This is a genomic window from Faecalicatena sp. (genome assembly GCF_058819085.1).
On the sequence record NZ_JBZUUL010000036.1, the window covers coordinates 24,314 to 48,636 of the forward strand.

Below are 24,323 nucleotides of genomic sequence, written 5' to 3' on the forward strand. Positions count from 1 at the left end.
CATCTGCCTTTCCTACTTTAATTCAATTTCTAAAACAGTATCTATCTCATTTTCTAATAAAAATGTACCCTGGATCGGTTCCTGGAAATTTATAAAAGTATAGCCTGGAAACAGTTCCGTCACCCATGGTTTTACAATCAGGACTTCTGAACCATCCGACACTCTCCTGATCTTTTTGATCTCAGAAGTTGGGATATTAAGTGCGATCGGTCCGATCTCCTGCTGCAGCAGATGTACATATACAAATCTGTCATTTCTTGTATAATATCCCCAGTCTGGTTTCCCTAATCCGGCTTTTCCACAGCCATATATGGACTTCCCGTAATCCTCAAACCATTCACTTAGATCTTTTAACACCTTGATGGCTGGTTTCGGGAATTTTCCCCGGGCATTCGGACCTATATTGACAAGCAGATTTCCTCCTTTGCTTGTACATTCCACCAGCTTTCTGACCAGACATTTTGCATCTTTATAGTTATATGGATTCGGTGTATAGCACCAGCTGTTATTCATTGTACAGCACGCTTCCCAGGGAAGATCCTGTCCCATGTCATCCAGAATCCCTTCTGGAGGAATGATCTGTTCCGGAGAGACAAAATCTCCGGCATATACCGTCGGATTTAATGTACTTAAACTGCCTTTTGCCGATGCATTACATTCCAACCTGTTGTTCATCACGATCTTTGGCTGTAATTTCCGGATCATCCTAACCAGTTCGGATGCTTTCCATTTTTCTCCCCGCATATCTCCGTAAGAGTTGTCAAACCAGAGAATGTCTATCTTCCCATAATTTGTACACAGTTCCCTTATCTGGTTATGCATATATTCCAGATATCTGTTAAAATCGTATTTGTAATCCTTATATTTTTCATTATCCCTCATCGGATGATACAGATCACCATAGTGATGATAGTCCGGGTGATGCCAGTCAAACAAGGAATAGTAAAATCCAACCTTCATTCCCTCTGCCCTGAACGCCTCGACGAATTCTCGCGCCAGATCTCTTTTACACGGTGTATTTGTTGATTTATACTCCGTATACTTTGAATCAAAAAGGCAGAATCCCTCATGATGTTTTACCGTCAAGATGGCATAACGCATTCCTGCCTCTTTTGCCATCCTTGCCCATTCTTTAGGGTTATAATCAACAGGATCAAATTCTTCAAAATACATTTCATATTCTTCTGCTGACAGCCGTTCATAAGAACGTTTCCATTCTGTCACGCCGTTAATGCAATAGAGTCCCCAATGGATAAATAAACCAAACCTGGCATCCATCATCCACTGTACATTTTTTCTATCCATCTTTGTCTCCCCCTAACGAAAAGGGGACCTCTTAAAAGATCCCCTGTATGATTATTTTACTTCTTCTAATGAAACGATCTCCTTACCGCAGTCCTCTGGTGAGCTATCCACAAAGAGTCCCTGTAGAGCAGTTCTTACTGTATTGAGCATATGTGTTTCCGGATCGACCTCCTGCATGTCTCCACGAAATACGGTTGCCTCTCCTACTATTTCTTTTACCTTTACAGTCATGTCATCGATCTTAGTTTCCGGATCTGACTCAAATTTTACAGGATAGATTCCTCCGTTGCTTGCTTTTTCAAGCCCCGCATAGTAATCCTTAGAAGTAAGATATTTTACAACCTCAACCGCTGCGTCATTTACCTTTTCGTCCCCGCTGTCTGTAATAGAGAAGCCCTGTCCTGAACCACCCTGTACATTTGTTTTTAAATCCTCTTTATCTGCAAAATAAGGAAATGCCGTTACATCAATAGAACCTTCTACATCGGTACCCGGAAGTTCTCCGACAAACCATGCTCCGTCATATCTAAAGGCACTCTTTCCTGATAAAAATGCTGCTTTCTCACCATTGTTATCTACACTGACTGGATTTTCTCCGAAATAGCCCTTTTCGTTCCATTTCTTTATGATCGCATACATATCCGTCATTTCTTTTGAATCATAGTTTACTTCTCTCGATGCAAGCTTATCACAGATCTCCCCGCCGTAAGCTTTATAGCACAGGTTGTTCAATAAATGTCCTGCCCTGAAATTACTTCCTTCCCCTAACTGGAACGGAGTAACACCTGCTGCCACTAAGGTATCACACACTTTCTCGAGCTCTTCAATCGTAGCTGGTGCTTCCAGATTGTTCGCACTTAAAATATCCTTGTTGTAGTACAGAAGGATCTGATACAGCATAACCGGAACGCCATAGGTGGCATCGCCGTCCTGCCAATTTGCGAATAGAGGCATAAATGAATCTTTCCATTCCGGGTCTTCTTTAAAATAAGGTTCCAGATCCAAGAGAACCCCGCCTTCAATATAATCCTTGATACCGGTTCCTCCATAGTTGATAAATACATTCGGCTGGGTTCCTGCACCAAACTGTGAGCTCAGTTTATCAAAATACTGCTGTTCGTCTGTCACGTTATCAGCAACAATTTTAATTCCATTATCCATCTCATTAAATTCATCAATCTTAGAATTAAAGTACTGGGATAATGTCTCCTCGCCTCCCCATCTGGATGTAAGACGGATCTCAATCGTCTCATCTTTCTTTGTTTCCTTTTTTTCTTCCTTTCCACTGCTTCCACATGCTGCCAGTGATAATACCATAGATGCTCCAAGTGCGACTGCAAGACTTTTCTTCCACATTTTCTTATTCATCTTTTCCCTTTCCTTTCACATACCTTATGAAATTACATGGCTTTATCTCTATTTATCTTAATCACCGTCAGAATCACAGTATTTAGTTCATAGACTCCCGGGTGTCTATGCTTCGTACTATGTCCTCCGAAAGTAATTCTTAATTTGTCTGACCTGCTTCCTGCAATTTACTTATCATATGTAGTACTTTTCATCGGTTTATAAAAGAGAGCGGAACGGTATGTTCTGAGGTGCCTCGAAACAATCCTCAAACCCTCTTCTATGATGGTATGCACGTTTATCACGGTCTGCAGGGTATATGTATTTTCCTCCTACTTCCCAGAAAAACGGATGAAACTGATAATCCAGCCTATCCTTTTTCATTTGATACAGCACCCTGATCTCATTAATGTCAGCCATAAAGTTTGTCCATACATCATAATGGATAGGAATCACTACTTTACAGCGCAGCGCTTCCGCCATTCGAAGTATATCAACAGAAGTCATCTTATCCTGCATCCCCACCGGGTTCTCCCCATAAGATCCGAAAGCCACATCGATATCATAGTCCTTTCCATGCTTTGCATAATAGATCGAATAGTGCGAATCTCCGCTGTGGTAAATATTTCCTCCGGGAGTCCCGATCAGATAGTTTACCGCTTTATCATCCATATCTGTCGGACATACCCCAGTCAGTTCTTCTCTGTCCTCCCCTTGAGAATCTGTCGTCACGATACAAGTACGGTCGAAAGAATCCAGAGCTGTGATTTCAATGTCTTTAATCTTTATCACATCACCCGGCTTCACTGTAATACATCTTTCTGCCGGTACTCCCCACTTCTGCCATAACTCCACAGACTTTTTAGGTCCGATGAAGGGAACCGGAATGACTTTTCCCTCCTGATCCACAGTCATCATGCCGCTTTTTATGACATGGGCTGCAAATTCTGCGCTCATATGGTCCTGGTGATAATGTGTGGCGAGCACAGCATCCACACTTTTCACTGCAAAAGGATCCAGTACAAAAGGGACTGCTCTTAAATTGGGCTGCATGTTCCTCGCTCCGCACATATTAGCCATCTGGTGTCCCGCCTTCATGTTCCCATCCCCATGAGTGCGCTTTCCGTTCCCACACCAAAGATCTACGGTAAGATTACAGCCGCCCGGTGTCTTGAACCATATCCCGGTACATCCCAGCCACCACATTGCAACTGTTCCCGGCTTAACCTCCTCATTTTCAATTTCCTCATTCAGCCAGGTTCCCCATTCAGGGAAAGTAGACATGATCCATTTTTCTTTTGTGATTTCATCAACTTTACTCATCCGGACACTCCTTATATGATTTTTATTATTCATCTATTCGAATCATATCACTTTGTTTTCATTTAAACAATGGGTTTTTATGTTTGTTTTCTATTTTATATGTTCTTTTTTCGTTTTTGATTGTTTTTATGAACGTTTCCCCATATTTTTCTGATATTTTAATAATAAACTCAATTTTGAACACAAAAAGTGCAGATAGAAGTTCTTTCGTTCTATCTGCACTTACAATATTATTTATGAGAATGATCTTTTACGTTTATGATATATATTTCCCAAACGGAAGTTTCCTGATAAAGTATATGCACACAAAGGACACTGCCAGAATCGCGATCGTCAGGACGGGAACCGCGATCCACGCTGAGACATCCTCCGGATCCACGAATTTCTTATACTGATCCAGAAAGAGAATGTGAATCAGATAGATTCCAAAGGAACAGGAGCACCATCTGTCGATCCACTTCCTTGTGTTTTCTTTCAGCTTCACATGCCCGCCTCCGATCTGCATGATCAGGACAAAGAAGGAAACGCCGCTGATGACGACAAGCGGGCAGCCATATTCCAGAAACCGTTCGTAATGATTGCCTTTTTCGTACGTTACCCATGCAGTCAGGATAATATTCAACGATGTACTGGCGAGAAAGATCCCGGCGATCTGCCAGATGCTGCGTGTGATCTTTTCCCTGTATTTACACACAAAATACCCAATGAAAAAGTAGAAGGTATAAATTTTATCGCCAATGATCGGCACATCGTAGTAAGCCTCCTCATGGAGAAGAGAAGAAAAGTAGAGAAATAAGGCTGCCACACTTCCCATCAGCAGGAAGGCTTTATCCATATTGGCACTCATTCCCCTGCACATGATCTGGAAAAACGGCAGCACCATATAAATCGGAATGGTGGCATAGAGATACCAGAGGTGTGGCTCTGTAGGCTCAAAAAAGAGCGATCTTAAGTCATAAGGAGTGTCCATATAGTAAACATTAAAAAAATAATAGACGATACTCCAAAATATCAGAACGATCAAAAAGCGCAGCAGACGTTCTCCATTTTTCCGCAGACGCTCCGTCCTTCCCAAAAGCAATGCCCCGCTGAGCATAAAAAAGCAGGGAACACTGACTCTGGAAACTGTATCCAGGATCAAAGAAAACAGATATTCGCCCCTGCTGATATCCACATACGCCCTGCAGTAATAATTTGTTACATGTATGATAATGACCATCACAAAGGAGATGGTTCTAATTAATTCCATATTATAATTCTTGGCCTTCATCTTAGTTTTTCCTTACTTATCTTCTTGTTCTTTTGGCCTTCCTGCACTTTTTTTCATCAGGCTGGCCTTCATAACGGCATCTTTTCCAAACCTGGTACGGATCTCCTCCATGGCCTGGTTCAGCTTCTTATGCTTTTCATCCGGCGGTTTCGGCAGCTCAATATCGAAAATAGAAAGCTGCACCGGTTCTGATGCATCCACCAGCTTTGCCGTGCGGATACCCAGCAGACGGACAGGCTCCCCGTCCCAGGTCTCTTCAAACAGCTGACAGGCCGTCTCATAGAGCATGTGATCCTCACTGGAGGGCTTGTCCAGCTGTTTCTGGTGGGAGACAGTATGGAAATCGTGATACTTGATCTCCATGCTGACCATATTCGCCTTCTGTCCGGCCTTCCTCAGCCTCCTTCCCACACTCGCAGCAAGCTCTTTGAACACCTCCATTGCCTCTTCTGCCGTCCGGGCATCCTCTGACAGTGTGGTGGAATTCCCGATCCCTTTCGCCTCTGCCTGCTCGGACTGAACATGGGAATCCCCTTTTCCATTCGCAAACTCCCACAGCATCTTTCCGTGGCTCTTCATATGGAGAAAGATCAGGTTCGGGTCGGCCTGTGCCAGATCCCCGATAGTATGTATCTCCAGCTTCTTTAATGTCTCCACACTGGAACGTCCCGCCATATATAGCTCTCCAATGGGGAGGGGCCACATCTTCACCTGTATCTCCTCCGGGAACAGGGTGTGCACCTTATCCGGCTTCTCAAAATCAGAGGCCATCTTTGCTAAAAGCTTATTGGAGGATATCCCGATATTCACGGTGAATCCAAACCGTTCCCTGATCCCGTCCTTGATGATCAGCGCCGCATCCACCGGAGAAGGAAACTTATCAGTGATCCCGGTAAAATCCATATAGCATTCATCCACGCTGACCTGCTCGATCTCTGTAGTAAAGCTTTTTAAATAGTTCATTAACTGATCGCTTTTCTCACGGTACATCTTATGGTCCGGAGGGACGCTTACAAGATTCGGACACTTACGAAAGGCATTCGCAACAGGTTCCCCCGTGCGAATGCCGTATTTTTTAGCAGGGATCGACTTTGCGAGCACCACGCCATGACGGGACTTTTGGTCACCGCCGATGATGGATGGGATCTCGCGCAGATCCTTAACAGCACCATTTTTCAATTGTTCTACCGCAGTCCAGCTTAGGTATGCGGAGTTGACATCAATATGGAAAATGATCGGCGTCATGAAATCAGCTGTCCTTTCACTCTTGCTTCTAATTTTCCGTCAACAACATCGATTAAGATCACGTCTTCTCTTCCTACGTTGCCTGCCAGGATCAGCTTCGCAGCCAGTGTCTCCACATTCTTCTGCAGATATCTCTTTAAAGGCCTCGCCCCGTACATCGGGTCATATCCGCCCTCCACGATAAAGTTCTTAGCCGTCTCGGTCAGTTCAATAGAAAGCTCCTTGTCTGCAAGCCGTTTGTTGACGTCAGTTACTAATAAGTCAATAATTGCATAAATATTGCCTTTCGTCAACGGTTTAAACATAATGATCTCATCCAGACGGTTCAAAAACTCCGGTCTGAAGTGGGCACGCAGTTCGTTCATGACCATGCTCTGGCTTGCCTCGTCGATCGTTCCGTCCTCCTTGATCCCTTCCAGAAGATAATTTGCCCCGATATTAGAGGTCATGATCAGGATGGTATTCTTAAAGTCCACGGTACGTCCCTGTGAATCCGTGATACGTCCATCGTCGAGCACCTGGAGAAGTACGTTAAATACATCCGGGTGTGCCTTCTCGATCTCATCAAATAATACAACTGAGTAAGGTTTTCTTCTGACCGCCTCCGTAAGCTGTCCGCCTTCATCATATCCCACATATCCCGGAGGCGCTCCGATCAGTCTGGATACCGAATATTTCTCCATATACTCACTCATATCGATACGGACCATGTTATTCTCATCGTCAAACAGGCTCTCAGCAAGCGCCTTTGCAAGCTCTGTTTTACCAACACCGGTAGGTCCGAGGAACAGGAAAGAACCGATCGGCTTGGAGGGATCTTTGATCCCTGCTTTAGAACGGATGATCGCCTCTGTTACCAGCTCCACGCCTTCGTCCTGGCCGATCACACGCTTGTGCAGCTCATCCCCAAGATGCAGAGTCTTGCTTCTCTCGCTCTCATTGAGCCTGGCAACCGGAATTCCGGTCCACCGGGAAATGATCTTAGCGATCTCCTCATCTGTGACTGCCTCGTGTACCAGGGATAATTCCTTTTCTTTTACCTTCTCCTCTTCTTCCTCCAGATGCTTTTGAAGCTGTGGAAGACGCCCATACTGAAGCTCTGCAGCTTTATTTAAGTCATATTCTCTCTGGGCTTTCTGTATTTCTTTATTCACCTGCTCGATCTCTTCGCGGATCTTTTGAACACGCTCTACAGACGCTTTCTCATTATCCCACTGAGCCTTCCTGCCTGCAAATTCTTCTCTCAGACCAGCCAGCTCTTCCTGCAGATGTTCCAGGCGTTCCCGGCTTAACCGGTCTTCTTCTTTCTTTAACGCTTCTTCCTCTATTTCAAGCTGCATGATCCTGCGGCGCAGTTCATCCAGCTCTGTCGGCATGGAATCCAGCTCCGTCTTAATCAGAGCGCACGCCTCGTCCACAAGGTCGATTGCCTTATCCGGCAGGAAACGGTCGGATATATAGCGGTTTGATAAAGTCGCGGCAGCTACCAGCGCGCTGTCTGTGATCTTCACTCCATGGAAGACCTCATACCGCTCTTTTAGCCCACGAAGGATGGAGATTGCATCCTCCACGGTCGGTTCCTCCACCATGACCGGCTGGAAACGGCGTTCCAGTGCCGCATCTTTTTCGATATACTGACGGTACTCGTCCAGAGTCGTTGCACCGATACAGTGCAGCTCTCCTCTGGCAAGCATTGGCTTTAACATGTTGCCCGCATCCATCGCACCGTCTGTCTTACCTGCACCTACGATCGTGTGCAGCTCATCTATGAACAGGATGATCTTTCCGTCGCTGTTCTTCACTTCCTCCAGAACCGCTTTCAGACGCTCCTCGAATTCACCTCTGTACTTCGCACCCGCTACCAATGCCCCCATATCCAGGGAGAAGATCGTCTTATCCTTTAGCCCTTCAGGGACATCGCCTCTGACGATACGCTGTGCCAGACCTTCTACGACCGCCGTCTTACCGACCCCAGGTTCACCGATCAGAACCGGATTATTCTTCGTCTTACGGGACAGAATACGGATCACATTACGGATCTCCTCATCCCGGCCGATGACCGGGTCAAGCTTCTGATCCCTGGCACGTTCTACCAGATCCTGGCCGTACTTATTCAATGTATCATAGGTTGCCTCCGGGTTATCGCTTGTCACCCTCTGGTTTCCCCTGACGGTAGACAACGCCTGTAAAAATGAGTTGCGGCTGATGCCGAATTCCTTATATAAGCCTTTCAGATCACGGCCTGCATACTTCAAAAGTGCCAGGAACAGATGCTCCACAGAGACATACTCATCTCCCATCTGCTTAGCCTCATCCTCTGCATGGATCAGCACATTGTTCAGATCCTGACCAACGTAGACCTGGCCGCCCTGTACCTTCGGACGCTTGGAAAGAGCTTCCTCCACACGGTTTTTAAATAAGGTTCCCTGGATATTCATCTTCTCCAGTAATTTCAAGATCAGACTGTCGTCCTGTGTCACTAATGAGTATAAAAGGTGCTCCTGCGCAATTTCCTGATTGCCGTAATCATAGGCCACCTTCTCACAATTCTGGACTGCCTGGAGTGAATTCTGCGTAAACTTATTTATGTTCATAGAAAGACCTCCTTTGTCGTTTCATGTGTTTTGTTCTACTAACAATATAACAATAACACCGACTATTAGCACTGTCAAGGCTCGAGTGCTAATTATTTATTAAAAATTTGTAAAGCTGCATAGCATCCTCAAAACGCATGTCTTCCGTGCTGCCCATAATAACACCTATATAGTGCTTATCATGAACCGTGAACGACATCACCAGACAGGCTCCCGCACTCGTACTCGTGCCGGTTTTCAGGCCAGTACAGTCAGGGATATAATAAGGGCTTTGGGATAAGAGCATCTCATTTGTATTTTCATATTCTGCGGTCTCTCCTGTTAACCATGTTTCACTGGAATACGCCATTCCTGCAATTTCGCTTATCAGCTCGTTTTCTAAGGCAGCCTGTCCGATCAGCGCGAGGTCGTACGCGGTGGTATACTGCCCGTCTGTATCATAACCGTCCGGAGAGATGAATTTTGAATCAAGAGCTCCAAGCTCTCTCGCCTCAGCATTCATTTCATCCGCAAATATTTCCAGGGCTTCGTCTATGCTCAGATCTTCATCCGAGGCGATCTTACGCCCCGTGTAAACAGCGAGCGCATAGGCTGCATCGTTTCCGGAGGGTAAAAGCATCGCGATCAGAGCCTGCCGCACACTCATCTGTGCGCCAATACTTAAATAAGCGCGGGAAGCATCCTCTGCGATCCTAAACACTTCCTTACCAGCCTTTAAAGTTTCTTCTTCGTCACAAAATTTCAGGACTGTGAGAGCACTTAGAAGTTTCGCGCAGCTGGCTGGTGCAGTAGACATCCGGCTCTCTTTTTCCCATAAGATTTCATTGGTATCTGAGCAGATTAAGATTCCCTTTGGAGCAGTCACCGGAATCGAACTCTGCCCGGCAGACTTGGCTGGGTGAAGCTGTGAAGACTGTGCCTGCTGCGCATCTTTGCCCACATCTTTTTGGAATCGATCATCCCGGATACTGCCGCCATAAAAACCAACGGCCAGCACAATGACCAGAACAACTGCCAGCCCAGAACAAATCAGAGCCCCTATCCTCCCCCTCCTGCGCCGAATCCTCCGTGCAGAAGTTCTTCTTTTCTTATTATTATATGGCATAAAGCACCTCCTTATCTGATAGCTTCATACTATCAAACGAAAAGGTGCCTTATGCTGAGAGTTCCTCAACAGTTTCTTGAGATTTTCTGTATTTTTTCATGATTTTACGGATACATTGTCTGCCGGGAGTATGACTCTCAATATGATCTGGCCGTCTTTACAGTCAGCCGTAATAGTGCCTCCATGAGCCTGTACGATCTCCCTCGCGATCGCCAGGCCAAGCCCTGCTCCTCCGGTCTTGGTCTGGCGCGCATTGTCCAGACGATAAAACTTTTCAAAGATGTGCTCAATGTCCTCCCTGCTGATCTCTCCGGCATTTGAAAATACAATGCTGACAGTCTGATCTTCCGCCGCAGCCAAAATACAGATCGGAGCTGCCCCTGCACTATAGTAAATCGCATTTTTCAGAAGATTGGTAAATACGCGGGCTATCTTCTGCGCATCCACATTCACCCGGATGGTGTGAGGAATATCCGTTTCCACCGTTTTCCCCGCCTTCTGAAAAAGCGGATAAGCCTCATCCACCACCTGCTCCATCAAATATGCCAGACTTACTACATCTTTATCCAATACGATCTGCTGGATATGGGCGTGTGTGATCTCAAAGAAGTCATTGATCAGTGTTTCTAATCGCAGCGCTTTATCTCTGGCAATTCTTAAGTAACTTTTCTGCTGCTCTGCCGTTATCTTCGTGTTCTCGACTAATAGATCCAAATACCCGATCACAGAGGTCAGAGGAGTCTTTATATCATGGGCAAGATAAACGATCAGCTCGTCCTTTCGCTTTTCGGCCTCTTCCTTTTCCCGGGTACGCTGTGTCAGGTCATCCTTTACCTGCTGCAGCTTTGCTTCAACAAAGCCGAGCTCTTTTGACATTTCAATTTTTCTCTCTGTTCCGTCCGCAAGTGTATTGATCCCGTCAATGATCTCGTCAAAATAGTGTGTAAATCCAGAGAGGAGAATACGGAAAAAGATAAGAAACAGAACAACGATTGCGAATCCCATAAGGTAAACATAGTTCTGCCGCACATAGTGCCAGTAAAGGATGAGACCTTCCTCCCATCCAACATCAAACAGCCGGCACAACAAATATGTGATCCCATTTCCTATAAACCCCTTTCCGGCAGACCGAATGAATAGCACTCCTAAGATCACGACTCCCACAACAAGCAGAGTCTGCATATACATTTTCCGAATGATCTGTTGATATGGTTTTTGACGCCAATTTCTATCTTTCAATTTTATACCCCACTCCCCATACAGTTTTGATATAGCGCGGCTGCTCTGTATCATTCATTTTTTCGCGCAGATGCCGGATATGTGTCGTGATGGTGTTTGTGCTTTTCTCAAAATATTCATCCTTCCAGATCCCGTGAAACAGTTCTTCGGCACTGACCACTTCCCCGCGATGCTCATATAAGATCTGTAAAATAGAAAATTCCGTTGGGGTCAGGTTAAGAAGGTTCCCATCGACATAACACTCATGGGCTTTCACATTCAAAACCATTCCGTTCTTTGTATAAGTATCTTCCCTCCGCCCCTGGGGCTGATCGTAACGCGTCGTTCTCCGAAGCTGAGCCTTTACACGTGCAACTACTTCCATCGGACGAAATGGTTTTGTTACATAATCATCTGCCCCAAAGGTCAGGCCCGTGATCTTATCCATCTCCTCATCTTTTGCGGTCAGCATGATAACGGGAAATAAGAACTGCTCCCGGATCTTTTTGCACAGCGAAAATCCATCCCCATCCGGCAGCATGACATCTAAAAGCGCAATGCTGACCGGTTCACTCGTAATCTTTTTCCACGCCTCCTCGACCGTAGCTGCTGTGGATACGGTAAAGCCCTCGTTCTGAAAATATACCCCCAGAAGATCGGCGATCTCCTTTTCATCATCTACCACCAAAATCCGCTCCATTGTTCTCCTCCTTTGCAAATATATCACGCACGATATTAATTTCAATTATAATCCTATTCTAAAACTTGTTTATTGGAAAACTATAAAGAAATTCTTGAGATTATATAAAGGTTTCTTTCGAATAACAGCCGGAAAAAGATTCCCCGCCCTTCTCCTATTGTGTTATAATAGTAATCAGCAATTTATAAAAAGGAGATGTCATTATGAGAGCTTATGAAAGACTTTTGAAGTACGTCGTTGTGCGTACACCGAGTGACGAGAACAGCGAGACCGTTCCCTCCTCATCCTGCCAGTTTGACCTGGCACATTTACTCGTGCAGGAGTTAAAAGACCTTGGGGTGTCTGATGCACGGGTAGACGAACAATGCTATGTTTACGGGCACATTCCTGCAACGAAAGGATACGAGGACAAGACTAAATTAGGGTTTATCGCCCACATGGACACCGTGTCCGATTTCTGCAGCCACGACATCGTACCTGTGGTAACTGAGAACTATGATGGGAAAGACTTTGTTCTGGGGACAAGCGGACGTACCATCAGCACTGATACCTTTAAGCACCTTCCTGATCTAAAAGGCCGCACCCTGATCACCAGCGACGGCACGACCATTCTGGGTGCCGATGACAAGGCCGGGATCGCCGAGATCATGACTATGATCGAGCGCCTGAATACGGAAAATATCCCTCACGGCCCATTGTCCATCGCATTCACTCCTGATGAGGAGATCGGTACCGGAGCCTCTCATTTTAACGTGGAAGAATTTGGTGCAGAGTTCGGATACACATTGGACGGAGACACCGAAGGCGAGATTCAGTTTGAGAATTTTAATGCCTGCAAAGCGCTTTTCGAGATCGAAGGCGTCAATGTACATCCCGGCTCCAGCAAGGATACGATGGTCAACGCAAGCCTGGTAGCCATGGAGATCAACTCCATGCTCCCATCCGGTGACACTCCGCGCGGCACAGAGGACTACGAAGGGTTCTTCCATCTGGTAAGTATGTCAGGTGAGGTCGGACACGCAGAGCTCAATTATATCGTCCGCGATCATAATGCCGCCACCTTTGAGGTCCGTCAGGAAACTCTGCGCCACATTGAGAAGCTGATGAACGAAAAGTGGGGAGAAGGAACCGTGAAGCTGACCATTACCCAGCAGTACCGCAATATGGCGGAGATCATCGACGGATGCAGACATCTGATCGATAACGCTAAGAAAGCATGCGAAAATGCCGGTGTTCCTGCGCTTGTGATCCCAATCCGCGGCGGTACAGACGGGGCTCAGTTAAGCTTTATGGGGCTGCCCTGCCCGAACCTGGGAACAGGCGGTCATGGATACCATGGACCTTATGAACATATCACAGCAGAGGGAATGGATCTGGCTACAGACATCACTGTTGAATTAGTAAAGATTTACGCTCAGTAATATGAACGGAACCCGATGGAGAACGATAGAAAGACCGTGTCTTTCAGAATGTTCACTCACGGGTTCCGTTTTTCATCATGGAAAACATACTCACTAAGTTCGGACGTCCGAACTCCTTCTCTTTTCTATGGCTGCTGAAACAGTCCGGTAAACTTTTCCCATACACTCTCCTTTGGTTCCTCAACTGCTTTCTCTGTCTTTTCCTTTTCCTTTTTGATTTCCTCGGTTGAAAGTACAAACTGCACGGATACGACATTCTTGTTCTTAGACGAGGTAAAGGATACAGGTTTAAAATCTGCGTTTGTATACTTCTCCATCATCTCATCAATTTTAGTCTTCATCTCTTCTGGCATCTTTTTGGTTTCTTGATTTAACGTGCCTAATCCATCTGCAAGCTGTGATACTCCCTTTGATAAGTCGCTGGCACCTCCATTGAGGCTCCCCACACCATCTAAAAGTCCCGCTGCACCATCGATACTCTGTCCCATTCCATAGGATAACCCTGCTGCACCATCGGCCAGATCTTGTAAACCGCCGTCTATTTTTTCGTATTCAGAGGACATCTTCTTGATGCCATCCATGTATTCTGACAGCCCCTGATGAAACCCAGCATACTTATCTGCCAGAGTACTGATGCCGTCTGCCAGCTTCGTCAGACTGTCAGGGGAGAGATCTTCCAGCGGTTCTAGCATTTCTGCCGTTCCCCGGATATTTTGGACTATGTCTCCTATACTATTTACTAATCCATCTATCTGATCTCTTACCGCCTGGTAAGTTCCCAGGAAAACCATAGCCGACTGATAGCTGCCCAGCATTTTTTCGTAGGCGGCCTGTGCCTCCGGTGATGCCTCACTGACGGCCTGTCCAAGCTCTCCTAGCTCTTCCTGTGTAAGCACCTGGACCGGATTAGAATCCAGAGATTCATTCAGAGTCTGGAATATCTGTACAAAGCCTGCCTGCATCCCTTCTAACCCATCCGCCAGACCGTTCAGTCCGGCTGGCAGTGCTGTGAGTGCTTTCAAATCCAAACTTCCCATATCTGCTGTTCCGGCTTTCAAGCCCTGCATGGCCTGGTCGATCTGTCCGGAACCGCTTAAAATTTCATCCGACAGAGCCGCAGCCCGATTCAATCCCTCCTGAAATTCCCCGGAACCAGAGCATAAAAGACTGGCACCGCCGCTCATCTCATCCGCTCCTGTTTTTAATTGAAGAACGCCGTCCTGAAACTCTGAAACTCCGCTTTTTAGTTCATCCGTTCCATGCTTAAGTGCCTCTGCACCGCCCTTTAGCTGCTGTGCCCCTCCATTCAGCTGTGAGATCCCAGAACTCAGCTGTTCCAGCCCTTCTGTGAGCTGGTCGATCTGGTTCACATCCAGCATATCCGCCCCTGCCGAAAACGGGACCGCAGCGATCGAGATCCCTTTCATGGCGAAGTCCTTTGCATCCAGCGTCACCTCCAGCCTCCCATTCTTTTCCGGCATGACAGTAAATGTGACCTGCTTGTCCGACCCGGCATTTGCAATTGTTGCATCCTTTGCCTGAATATTTTCACAGATCGAGGTATCCAAAGTCACGGTGACTTGGAGCATATATTTCTCATAGAATATAGGATCTGCCTTCTGATTTTTAGCGGTTAAAATGCTGATCCCCACCTTCCCCGCGGCCCCCGCAAGCTGTTGTGCACTCACCGTTTTTTTGTCCAGAGTGTAGCTCACCTGCACATTCCATGGGAGCTTTCTGCCCACCATGTTGCCCTGATAATAGAAACGGCCTTTTTCTGCCTGGGTGCTCACATGACCGTCCTCATATGACAGTTCTTTGGTGTCCGTCAGATTTTCCAGAAGAGAATACTCTCCATAATCAGAGACTTCTCCTGCCTTTGGAAGATTAAATGCATTCACAACATAGATCTCTTTTACCCGTCCGTCCGCGGCCAGGGATGAATATATGACCTCTTCCTTCGAAATCTGTGATTCCCTGATCTCCTTTTTGTCTAAAGAGGACTGTTTTTCACCTGTATTTTTTTCCTTGGCCGCTGCCTGTACATTCCAGATCCCTGTGGGAAGAGACATCATACACAGTGTGGATGCCAAAAGCAGCGGTAATCCGATACTAAATTTGTGCTTCCCCGCTCTGCGGCTTTGATTTTTGTTCCACTTCCTCATCTTTTCACCTCCCTGTAAAACGATGAATGATATGTTGTTACCCCGATCACACGATCCAGCATAAGCAAGAGGATGGGCAGGATCGCAGCTACCATGGCCAGAGAAAGAAATGTCCCCCGCCCCAGCAAAAGCCCCAGCTCTGCAACGATCGGATTCGATGAGGTAAATTTCAGGCAGAACCCCGCCGATGCCAGGATCAATGCGGAAGTCAGTATGGCGATCAGATTTCTGTTTAGAACCCCTTTCATTGCATCCTTCTTCCCCATTTCCTTTCTCCGGTTCATATAGTTGCTGGTGATAAAAATCGCATAATCGATAGTGGCACCAAGCTGTACCGTATTGATTACAAGAAATCCAATGTAAACGAGAGAGTTTCCTGCAAAATAGGGGACAGACAGGTTGATCCAGATTGCCGCTTCGATGATAAACAAAAGGATGAAAGGAAGCAGCAGTGACTTAAATGTAGCAAGCAGCACCAGCGCGATCGCCGCAATCGCGATCGTATTGACCAGCTTTGTATCCGAGGAGACGACCTCCTTCATATCATATAGATTTGCACTCTGTCCACAGGAATAGTATTCGCTATAATATTTTCCTGCTGCCTTTCTGACCTGGCTTACAAGAGCGAAGGCCACTTTTCCTTCCTCCTTTGTGTCCGTATCCACAACGATCCTGGCATAGTGCTTTGAATAAAAATTCCCGGAAATCTCAGGATCAAGATACCCCTGAGGGATCGTGCTGCCTACGCTGACTGCATAGGAAACTACGCTCTTTACATGCTCCATATCCTCAATATCCCTGCAGAGAAGAAGTTCTTTTGCGGGCTCCCCCTTCGGTACCAGCAGCACAATGGATGTTGACTGCCCGAACACCTGATTTATTTTTTTACTGTCCTGTCCCAGTTTCAATGCCGCATTCGCCTCTCCCATGCCATAGATAAAGTTGGAGCGGGCCTGTGCCCGGTAACAGGGAATGATCACCAATAGAACGAGAGCCAGAGCCGGAATCCCTGCTCTTAACAGGACACTGCCAGCCCTTTTCAGATCCGGGATCAGTTTTCTATGTTTTGTCTTATCGATCAATGGACAGCATAAAAGTGTCAGTGCCGGCAAAAATACCATAACAGACAGATAGCTAAAGATAATGCCCTTCACCAGGTTTAAGCCCAGGTCCGACCCGATCCCAAAGCGCATGAACATCAATGCCATAAAGCCAAACAAGGTAGTTGCAGCGCTGGCAGCAACGGATGGGAATGCCAGCTTCATTGCTTTTACCATTGCTAAGTCTATATCCTCATTGAGTTTTCGCTGTTCCTCAAAGTTATGCAGCAGAAAAATCGCATAATCCAGTGACACTGCCATCTGCAGAATCGGGCTGATCGCCTGGGTGATATAGGATATCTCACCCAGAAAGAGATTACTTCCCATATTGATCAGCACAGAAATCCCGATCGTTGCCAGAAAAAGAATGGGTTCGATCCAGGAGGTGGTAGTCAGAAGCAGGATAATAATGATGAGAGGGATTAGGATCAGCATTGCATTTGCAGATTCCTTCACCGATATTTTCTGGGAAAATGCATTGGATGCAGCATCCCCGTCCACAGCGTTATCCTCACCGATCAAACGACTGACTGCATTTGTGGCAGCCATCTCCATCCCCTTTTGGATCGTCAGTGTGAACAAGGCATTATGGTCTTTATAATAAGTCTCAACTACCGTCTGATCCTGTGTCTCTAAGGGTTCCTTTAAGTTCACGACATCATCCAGCCACATCACAGAGTCTACGCCGTCGATGTTTTTGAGTTTCTCTTTGTACTTCAATGCCTCGGGCACAGTGACCTGCTTTATCATGACCCGCTCATTCGGAACGGCCTCTTTAAATTCCTTCTGCATCACTTCCAGCGCAATCGTGGACTCGGCATCCTCCGGCAGATAATCGGCCAGGGTATAATTGATCTTTACTCTTGTCATCAAAACGGCGCATATACAGGAAAGCATGAGAAAAATCACTGTCACCAGCTTCTTATGTCCTGTCACCTTACGGGCTATTCGTTCCATTCAGCCACCTCCCGTCGCCTGGGGATATCCCTTGTTTTCCCGGGATATCCTTATGAAACCCATCAAACTTCCATGTTATTTTTCTGTTATTTTCTAAGTATCGATCCGTATTATATATATAATTTTACTCTTTTAGCGATAATGCGTCAATTATATTATTATTTGTCAGACATTTATTTCATCTCATCGATCCGTTTAACAGGTCTCCCTGGAATTTTAGCTTCCCCTTATGAGAACTTTCCCGGAACCAGTATCTTAGAATTTCCATCCGGACAGAAAAAAGGATGCGCCACCCTCCCACTGGAGGATGAAACGCATCCCATTCACAGCCCTGTTTCATTTCTATGCCCTGCTTATTTCCTTTTTTTCTGGCACTTACTCTTCTTTAAACCCTTCGCCGACTACCTCGTTAGATTCCATGATAACCGTAAAAGCAGACGGGTCTACCTCCTTCACGATACGGCGGATGGTATACATCTGTTTGTTATTGCAGGCACACATGACTACCTCTTTTTCGATTCCTGAGTAGCTGCCCCTGCCCTTAAGCAGCGTAGAACCTCTTCCTGAATACTGGTCGATCTTCTCGGCCACCTCCTGTCCCTTTTCCGTTACGATCAGGGTCATCTTTCCCGCATCAATACCATACATGATCTTGTCAATCACCACAGTCAGAAGATAGGTAATAATGAAACCATAGATCGTTCCGTCTACATCCTTAAAGATAATCCCACCGATCGCTACGATGATCGCATCTGTAATGAATACGATCTTCCCCAGCGTCAGATGCGGATGCTTCACCTTGACGGAAACGGTAATAAAGTCCATCCCTCCTGTGGAGGAGTTGTTCATAAAGATCAGCGCATATCCCAGACCAGAGAAAATTCCCGTGCAGATCGCCGCCAGCATCCGGTCCCCTGAATATACCGGAAACAAAGGAACAACATAGTCAATGATCAGTGACGTAATAATGACTGATCTGACGGAGCGCACAAAGAATTCCCGTCCAAGTGTCCGATAGCATCCGATCGCGATCGGAACGTTAAGCAGCATCGTCACCCATCCGATAGGCAGCCCGAATAGATGGTAAAAAATCAAGGCGATACCTGAGATTCCCGCCAGGGGGAAGGCCGCGTTCGCCGCAAAATTATAGATTCCTACTCCGATCAGGATACCTCCTGCCACATCAATAAAAATATCATAAGCCAATTTTTTTATATTTATTTTCTTCATCTGCCTCACCTCTCTTAAAATAGTTTTCCCCGATTAAGCACAAAAAAGAACACCTACAAATTATAAACTATAATTCGCATGTGCTCTTCTCTGTTTCTTAGTCTAATTCAAATCATAGCTTTTGTCAACACCCCCCGGACAAATATTTTATGATATTTCCCCGTTTTTGAACTTCATGATCATCTCATTGGTAAGGCTGTCCCTGGAAGGTTCTACCGGGATAACGTCCCTTTCGAACCACTCTGCCAGTGCCAGCTCCTCCTCATCCAATGTGATCTTATCCTCTCCATCCAGGTCGCAGTAAAATCCCATCAATACGGTATCGCTGAAAGACCACGGCTGGCTCTTATAATAACGGACGTTCTTCACTTTCAGTCCGACTTCCTCCATGACCTCCCTTTTCACAGTCTCCTCCACTGTCTCACCGATCTCCACAAACCCTGCCAGAAGTGCATACTTCTTGTAGCTTCTGCCCGCATATTTGCTCATCAGGATCCGGCTGCCGTCCAGGACGCCGATGATCACAGCCGGGCTGATCTTCGGATACTCCATGTTCCGGCACTGTCCGCAGAAGAGCATCCTCTCCTTTTCATCCTTTTTCATGATACCGCCGCAGCGGCCGCAGTACTTATGGTTCTTGTACCAGTTATAGAGCTGGTATCCCGTGATCCCGGCAAATGCACGGTACTGAGGGTCTGCTGCCCTGAAAACCTCTGTATTTTCCATCGTGAAAGGTGACAGACGCTCCCGGTTGATCTCATCCACCAGATAATAACGCTCACCATCTATGGCAAACAGATATGTATAATCCTCATATATCTCTTCGTTCAAATGCTCTATATCTCCGAATGTCGGATACTCGATCCCCTGGGCAGTCTTTCTCATCAATACGGCATGGTCCTCAAAATAAAGGGCTATACTGTCCTTTTCCGGCGGCACGGGCCTGTATTCATTACTATATTTATGTGGTGCAATATCCTGAATCATATCTTTTCCCTGCTTTCTTTATATTCTTCTCAATCATACCACACTTTTATGCCGGCTGGAACCCAAAATAAAGTCATTTGAGTCCCCTGCTGCATATTGACTTCCCACTGAAACTGTTGAATAATAAAAAGAAACTAGAAACAGATGAAAGGAGCCTCAAATGAAAATTGTATTTTTAGATGTAAAAACGATCGGGGAAGATATTGATCTCTCCTACTTTGACGAGCTGGGAGAGATCGTAAAATACCCATTTACATCCTCCGATGAAGTCCCTGAGAGGGTCCGGGATGCGGATGTCATTGTGATCAATAAGGTGGACATCAATGAGAAGACGATCCATACTGCGAAAAACCTAAAGCTTGTCTGCGTCACAGCCACGGGTACGAACACGCTTGATAAAGATTATCTGGATAAAAGAGGGATCGCCTGGCGCAATGTTGCCGGATATTCCACAGAATCTGTGGCCCAGCATACCTTTGCCATGCTTTTCTATCTTCTGGAAAAGCTCCGCTATTATGATGATTATGTAAAAAGCGGGCAGTATGTAGGAGATACGGTCTTTACACATTTTGGACAGCAGTTCCACGAACTTTCGGGAATGACGTGGGGGATCATCGGACTTGGCAGCATTGGCCGCAGAGTCGCAGATATTGCCGCCTTTTTCGGTGTAAATGTGATCTACTATTCTCCTTCTGGTTCTGCTCCTCAAAAAGGATATCACCAGGTAGATCTCGATACCCTGCTTTCTACCTCCGATATCATCTCCGTCCACGCCCCGCTGAATGAACATACCCAAGGCCTGATGGATCGAGAAGCATTTGAAAAAATGCAGCCGCACGCGATCTTCCTGAATCTTGGCCGGGGCCAGATCGTTGAGGAAGATGCACTTGCCGCTGCATTAACGGAAAATAAAATTGCTGCTGCCGGACTGGATGTCCTGTGCGAAGAGCCAATGTCAAAAGACAGCCCGTTCTTAAAGATCAAGGACAGTAAAAAGCTTTATATCACTCCCCATATCGGATGGGCAAGTGTAGAGTCACGAACCCGGCTGATGAAGATCATCGCCGGACAGATCAAAACGTTTTTCTCACTGACTTAACTCTTCTTTTTCTTACCCTTGAATAAAGAAGAGAGCATCATAAAGACACATCCTGCCATAATGAAAAAATCACCGAGATTATACGTGATTTCTGTGATTTTTTTCCATTTGGTACGGAAACCGACATAATCGATCACATATCCCCGTATCCACCTGTCAAAGGTATTGCTCCATGCTCCTGCCGCCATCAGAGAAAGCCCGATCTTTTTCAGATAATGTTTTCTCCTGACCAGCGTAATCAGCTGGTAGATCGTCACAAGAAATGTCATAATGGCAGAAGAGATCTTTACAAACTCTGGTTCTTTCTCCAGCAGATTCAGACAGAAGCCTTTATTGTAAACCTTGCGCAGGATCACCTTTCCGTCTTTAAATGTCCGCTCCTGTCCCTTTGTCATATATCCTTCCACATAAGATTTGACCGCGATATCAAGCAGCACAAGACTTAAGGTCAGACTCATTAAAACCAGGATTCCCATAATATCACTCCTATTCTTCTGTCATGCTTTTGACCTTTTCCTGTACTTCTCCAGCCATCTCCTTTACAGACTCCACAACATCTGCAGTCTTATCCTTCACTGCAGCTGCGGCGTCCTGTGTTCTTTCCTTCAACGCTTCCATAGCATCTGATGTCTTTTCTTTTACTGTATCTGCGGCATCCGCTGTCTTTTCCTTTACCGTATCTGCGGCATCCGCTGTCTTTTCCTTCACAATATCAGCGGCATCACATGCTTTCTCTTTCATCACATCTGTAACATCCTCTGTCTTGTCTTTCACGGTCTCTGCAGAATCTACAGTCTTCTCATGAAAGATCTCTGACGCTGCATCCACTTTTTCTCTGACCATGTCTGCGGTATTCTCTGCAGTCTCTTTGACCTTTTCAGCCATATCTGCAACCTTTTCCTTCACTGCGTCCGCATAATCTGTACTTTCTGCGCCGGACCTCTCCGGAGCCTTTGCACCGCAGTACGGACAGTAAGCCATCTCTTTGCCCACGGACTTTCCGCATCCCTCACAGGCCACATCTCCTTTTACTGCTGATATCTGCTGTTCGTATTTTTCGATGCTCTCTTCTCTGTTCTTCACTGCCTCACAGATTACGAAAGCCTCCTCCGCCACTTCTTCGCCGTTCTTAAAGAGATCATATACCATCCTTCCAAGCTCTGCATAATCCCTTTCGTTCCCGCGCTCCAATGCACGGATCTGATTCCTAAGACGCTGCACCTCCACAGCCTCACCAGCTTTGTTTGTCACTGTCTCCGCAGTCTCTCCGATCCTTCTGCCCAAATCTTCCAGAAATGATTTCATGTGTTTTAACTCTCCCTTCATATTTGAATCCTGACACTCCCTGAACTTTATTTATTCAGTATAACCTTGTACAGATTCCATATTTATATACATTATACCCTATAATAGGCCGACTTCAACCGATTTACGATTTATTTTATATTAATATAATAAATTAAAACATTCCCGCAATATCTGTACAGACGGTTATAAATTCTCTGGACAATTACATATATTATTTATAAAAAACAACAGGAACATACATATGGAGCAAACTTTATGCAGACAGCGAATCATTTCCGAGGATTACCGTGATTTTGTTGTTTCCAGGACACGGCCTCTGAACATCGGGGATATCCCGCCCGACCAGCTATGTGAACAGGCGGCTGACTTTGATTACCGCTGTGTCTATCTTCCGAAAGTCCTTGGGGATCCGATCAATCTGGATCGTTTTTATTACACTGCCATACCCAAATGTTATACCCTGCTCAGCATGGAAACTATGAACCAGGCCGGAATCCTTCCGATACAGAATTATCCGACACTGCAGCTGAAAGGAAATGGTGTCCTGATCGGTTTTATCGATACAGGCATTGACTACACCAATTCTATTTTTCGGAATCTGGACGGTTCCACACGGGTCATGGGAATCTGGGACCAGACACTCCAGGAGGGCACACCGCCTCCCGATCTGGCCTACGGTACGGAATATACCAAAGAAATGATCGATCAGGCACTGCGAACTGATGATCCAAAGTCAGTCGTTCCCTCAGAGGATACCGACGGACACGGAACCTTTGTGGCAAGCCTTGCTGCCGGGAGCGGCGAGCCCGCAGAGGAGTTTATCGGCGCCGCACCGGAGGCCTCTCTTGCCGTAGTGAAACTCAAGCCAGCCAAGCAGTACCTGCGGGACTATTATTTTATCCCCGATACGGCGCCCTGCTATCAGGAGACAGATGTTTTACTCGCACTTAGATACTTGAACGAACTGGCTGAAAGGCTCAACATGCCCCTGGTGCTTTGCGTGGCGCTCGGAACAAATATGGGCGGGCACATCGGCGTGCTGCCGCTGTCCAATGTGATCGATGGTTACGGAACTTCCGCAAACCGGATTCCTGTCATAGGGGGCGGCAACGAGGCTGACCAGCGCCATCATTTCTCTCATCCTGTCCGCAACGGTTCCCCGATGCAGACCGTGGAGATCAGAGTGGGAGAGAATGTGGAGGGCTTTACGATGGAACTGTGGACAGAGATCCCCAATGTGCTGTCGATCTCACTGATCTCCCCCTCCGGCGAAACCACACGGACCATTCCCCTTCAGACAGCTACAACCTCTGTTCTGGACTTTATACTGGACCGTACCCAGGTCTTTGTAAACTACCGGATCATCGTAGAACGCAGCACCTCGGAGCTGATTCATTTCCGCTTCCGTGCCCCCACCCCTGGTATCTGGAGACTGATCATAGAACCCGTGCGTGTGATCAACGGGCTGTACCATATCTGGCTTCCGGTCACCGAGTTCTTAAGCGGGGAGGTGTATTTTTTAAGTCCTGATCCCTACTACACCCTGACCAACCCCGCCAATACAGGAAGCAGTATCGTTGTCTCCTATTTTGACGGCAGCACCAACAGTATCGCACTGAGCTCCGGCCGGGGCTATACAAGAAACGAGCGGATCAACCCGGATATTACTGCGCCCGGGATCAATGTCAAAGGTGCTCTCCCAAGAGGACGCTTTGCCGTGCGCTCCGGCTCCAGCATTTCCACTGCCATTACTGCGGGGGCCGCGGCTCTTTTAATGGAATGGATCGTCTACCAGCTCGGCACACCGGGGATCGACTCGTACCAGATCAAGAGCCTGTTTATACTGGGAGCAGTCCGCCCGGACTTTATGACCTATCCCAACCGTGAATGGGGGTACGGACAGCTGAATGTTTATAATATTTTTGAGGAGATTAGGAATTTCTAATCAT

General features: G+C 46.4%; 18 protein-coding genes. 3 read left to right on the plus strand and 15 right to left on the minus strand.

Going from position 1 to position 24,323, the window contains the following annotated elements:
- Nucleotides 1-12 precede the first annotated feature (12 nt).
- The 9 genes from AC4OGX_RS16340 to AC4OGX_RS16380 form a co-directional block, all read right to left on the minus strand.
- A complete protein-coding gene (locus tag AC4OGX_RS16340; protein ID WP_493331697.1) occupies nucleotides 13-1,305 on the minus strand; it encodes an alpha-L-fucosidase in 1,293 nt (430 codons plus the stop codon).
- A 51-nt stretch (nucleotides 1,306-1,356) separates the two neighbouring features.
- Nucleotides 1,357-2,673 (minus strand): ABC transporter substrate-binding protein, encoded by a 1,317-nt coding sequence (locus AC4OGX_RS16345; protein WP_493331698.1) that lies wholly within the window; start codon nucleotides 2,671-2,673, stop codon nucleotides 1,357-1,359.
- A 198-nt stretch (nucleotides 2,674-2,871) separates the two neighbouring features.
- Nucleotides 2,872-3,975 carry an L-ascorbate 6-phosphate lactonase gene (gene ulaG / locus AC4OGX_RS16350; protein ID WP_493331699.1) on the minus strand — a complete coding sequence of 368 codons (1,104 nt, stop codon included), beginning with the start codon at nucleotides 3,973-3,975 and terminating at the stop codon, nucleotides 2,872-2,874.
- A 256-nt stretch (nucleotides 3,976-4,231) separates the two neighbouring features.
- Nucleotides 4,232-5,245, minus strand: a complete 1,014-nt coding sequence (locus AC4OGX_RS16355) for an acyltransferase (protein WP_493331701.1) — start codon at nucleotides 5,243-5,245, stop codon at nucleotides 4,232-4,234.
- A 12-nt stretch (nucleotides 5,246-5,257) separates the two neighbouring features.
- Complete coding sequence (locus AC4OGX_RS16360) at nucleotides 5,258-6,490, minus strand: Y-family DNA polymerase (RefSeq protein ID WP_493331702.1); 1,233 nt, start codon at nucleotides 6,488-6,490, stop codon at nucleotides 5,258-5,260.
- Nucleotides 6,487-9,084 (minus strand): ATP-dependent chaperone ClpB, encoded by a 2,598-nt coding sequence (gene clpB, locus AC4OGX_RS16365; protein WP_493331703.1) that lies wholly within the window; start codon nucleotides 9,082-9,084, stop codon nucleotides 6,487-6,489. Before clpB ends, AC4OGX_RS16360 begins: the two co-directional genes overlap by 4 nt.
- Nucleotides 9,085-9,172: 88 nt before the next feature.
- Nucleotides 9,173-10,189: a D-alanyl-D-alanine carboxypeptidase family protein gene (locus AC4OGX_RS16370; RefSeq protein ID WP_493331705.1), complete on the minus strand. Its 1,017-nt coding sequence runs from the start codon at nucleotides 10,187-10,189 to the stop codon at nucleotides 9,173-9,175.
- A gap of 96 nt (nucleotides 10,190-10,285) precedes the next feature.
- A complete protein-coding gene (locus AC4OGX_RS16375) occupies nucleotides 10,286-11,428 on the minus strand; it encodes a sensor histidine kinase (RefSeq protein ID WP_493331706.1) in 1,143 nt (380 codons plus the stop codon).
- Nucleotides 11,418-12,107 (minus strand): response regulator transcription factor, encoded by a 690-nt coding sequence (locus AC4OGX_RS16380; protein ID WP_493331707.1) that lies wholly within the window; start codon nucleotides 12,105-12,107, stop codon nucleotides 11,418-11,420. Before AC4OGX_RS16380 ends, AC4OGX_RS16375 begins: the two co-directional genes overlap by 11 nt.
- Before the next feature lie 203 nt (nucleotides 12,108-12,310).
- Between AC4OGX_RS16380 and pepT the strand changes: the two genes are divergently transcribed.
- On the plus strand, nucleotides 12,311-13,528 hold the full coding sequence (gene pepT / locus AC4OGX_RS16385; RefSeq protein ID WP_493331708.1) for a peptidase T: 1,218 nt from the start codon (nucleotides 12,311-12,313) through the stop codon (nucleotides 13,526-13,528).
- Nucleotides 13,529-13,653: 125 nt separating this feature from the next.
- Here the strand turns inward: pepT and AC4OGX_RS16390 are convergent, their stop codons facing one another.
- The 4 genes from AC4OGX_RS16390 to nudC all read right to left on the minus strand — a co-directional run bounded on the left by AC4OGX_RS16390 (nucleotide 13,654) and on the right by nudC (nucleotide 19,967).
- Nucleotides 13,654-15,693: a hypothetical protein gene (locus AC4OGX_RS16390; RefSeq protein WP_493331709.1), complete on the minus strand. Its 2,040-nt coding sequence runs from the start codon at nucleotides 15,691-15,693 to the stop codon at nucleotides 13,654-13,656.
- Nucleotides 15,690-17,750, minus strand: coding sequence for an efflux RND transporter permease subunit (locus AC4OGX_RS16395; RefSeq protein ID WP_493331710.1), 2,061 nt, complete (start codon nucleotides 17,748-17,750; stop codon nucleotides 15,690-15,692). The genes AC4OGX_RS16390 and AC4OGX_RS16395 overlap by 4 nt, the downstream gene beginning before the upstream one ends.
- Before the next feature lie 375 nt (nucleotides 17,751-18,125).
- A complete protein-coding gene (locus tag AC4OGX_RS16400) occupies nucleotides 18,126-18,980 on the minus strand; it encodes a YitT family protein (protein WP_493331712.1) in 855 nt (284 codons plus the stop codon).
- A gap of 147 nt (nucleotides 18,981-19,127) precedes the next feature.
- Nucleotides 19,128-19,967 (minus strand): NAD(+) diphosphatase, encoded by an 840-nt coding sequence (gene nudC / locus AC4OGX_RS16405; protein WP_493331713.1) that lies wholly within the window; start codon nucleotides 19,965-19,967, stop codon nucleotides 19,128-19,130.
- Between the two features lie 160 nt (nucleotides 19,968-20,127).
- On the opposite strand from nudC, the gene AC4OGX_RS16410 reads away from it, so the two are divergent.
- The gene (locus tag AC4OGX_RS16410; protein WP_493331714.1) at nucleotides 20,128-21,066 is read left to right on the plus strand and encodes a D-2-hydroxyacid dehydrogenase; all 939 of its coding nucleotides are present in this window, start codon (nucleotides 20,128-20,130) and stop codon (nucleotides 21,064-21,066) included.
- On the opposite strand, the gene AC4OGX_RS16415 is transcribed toward AC4OGX_RS16410, so the two are convergent.
- A complete protein-coding gene (locus AC4OGX_RS16415) occupies nucleotides 21,063-21,542 on the minus strand; it encodes a signal peptidase II (RefSeq protein ID WP_493331715.1) in 480 nt (159 codons plus the stop codon). The genes AC4OGX_RS16410 and AC4OGX_RS16415 overlap by 4 nt on opposite strands.
- Before the next feature lie 10 nt (nucleotides 21,543-21,552).
- The gene (locus tag AC4OGX_RS16420; protein ID WP_493331716.1) at nucleotides 21,553-22,371 is read right to left on the minus strand and encodes a hypothetical protein; all 819 of its coding nucleotides are present in this window, start codon (nucleotides 22,369-22,371) and stop codon (nucleotides 21,553-21,555) included.
- Between the two features lie 244 nt (nucleotides 22,372-22,615).
- Here AC4OGX_RS16420 and AC4OGX_RS16425 point away from each other — a divergent pair, with 244 nt between their 5' ends.
- Nucleotides 22,616-24,319, plus strand: coding sequence for a S8 family peptidase (locus tag AC4OGX_RS16425; protein ID WP_493331717.1), 1,704 nt, complete (start codon nucleotides 22,616-22,618; stop codon nucleotides 24,317-24,319).
- The last annotated feature ends 4 nt before the right edge of the window (nucleotides 24,320-24,323 follow it).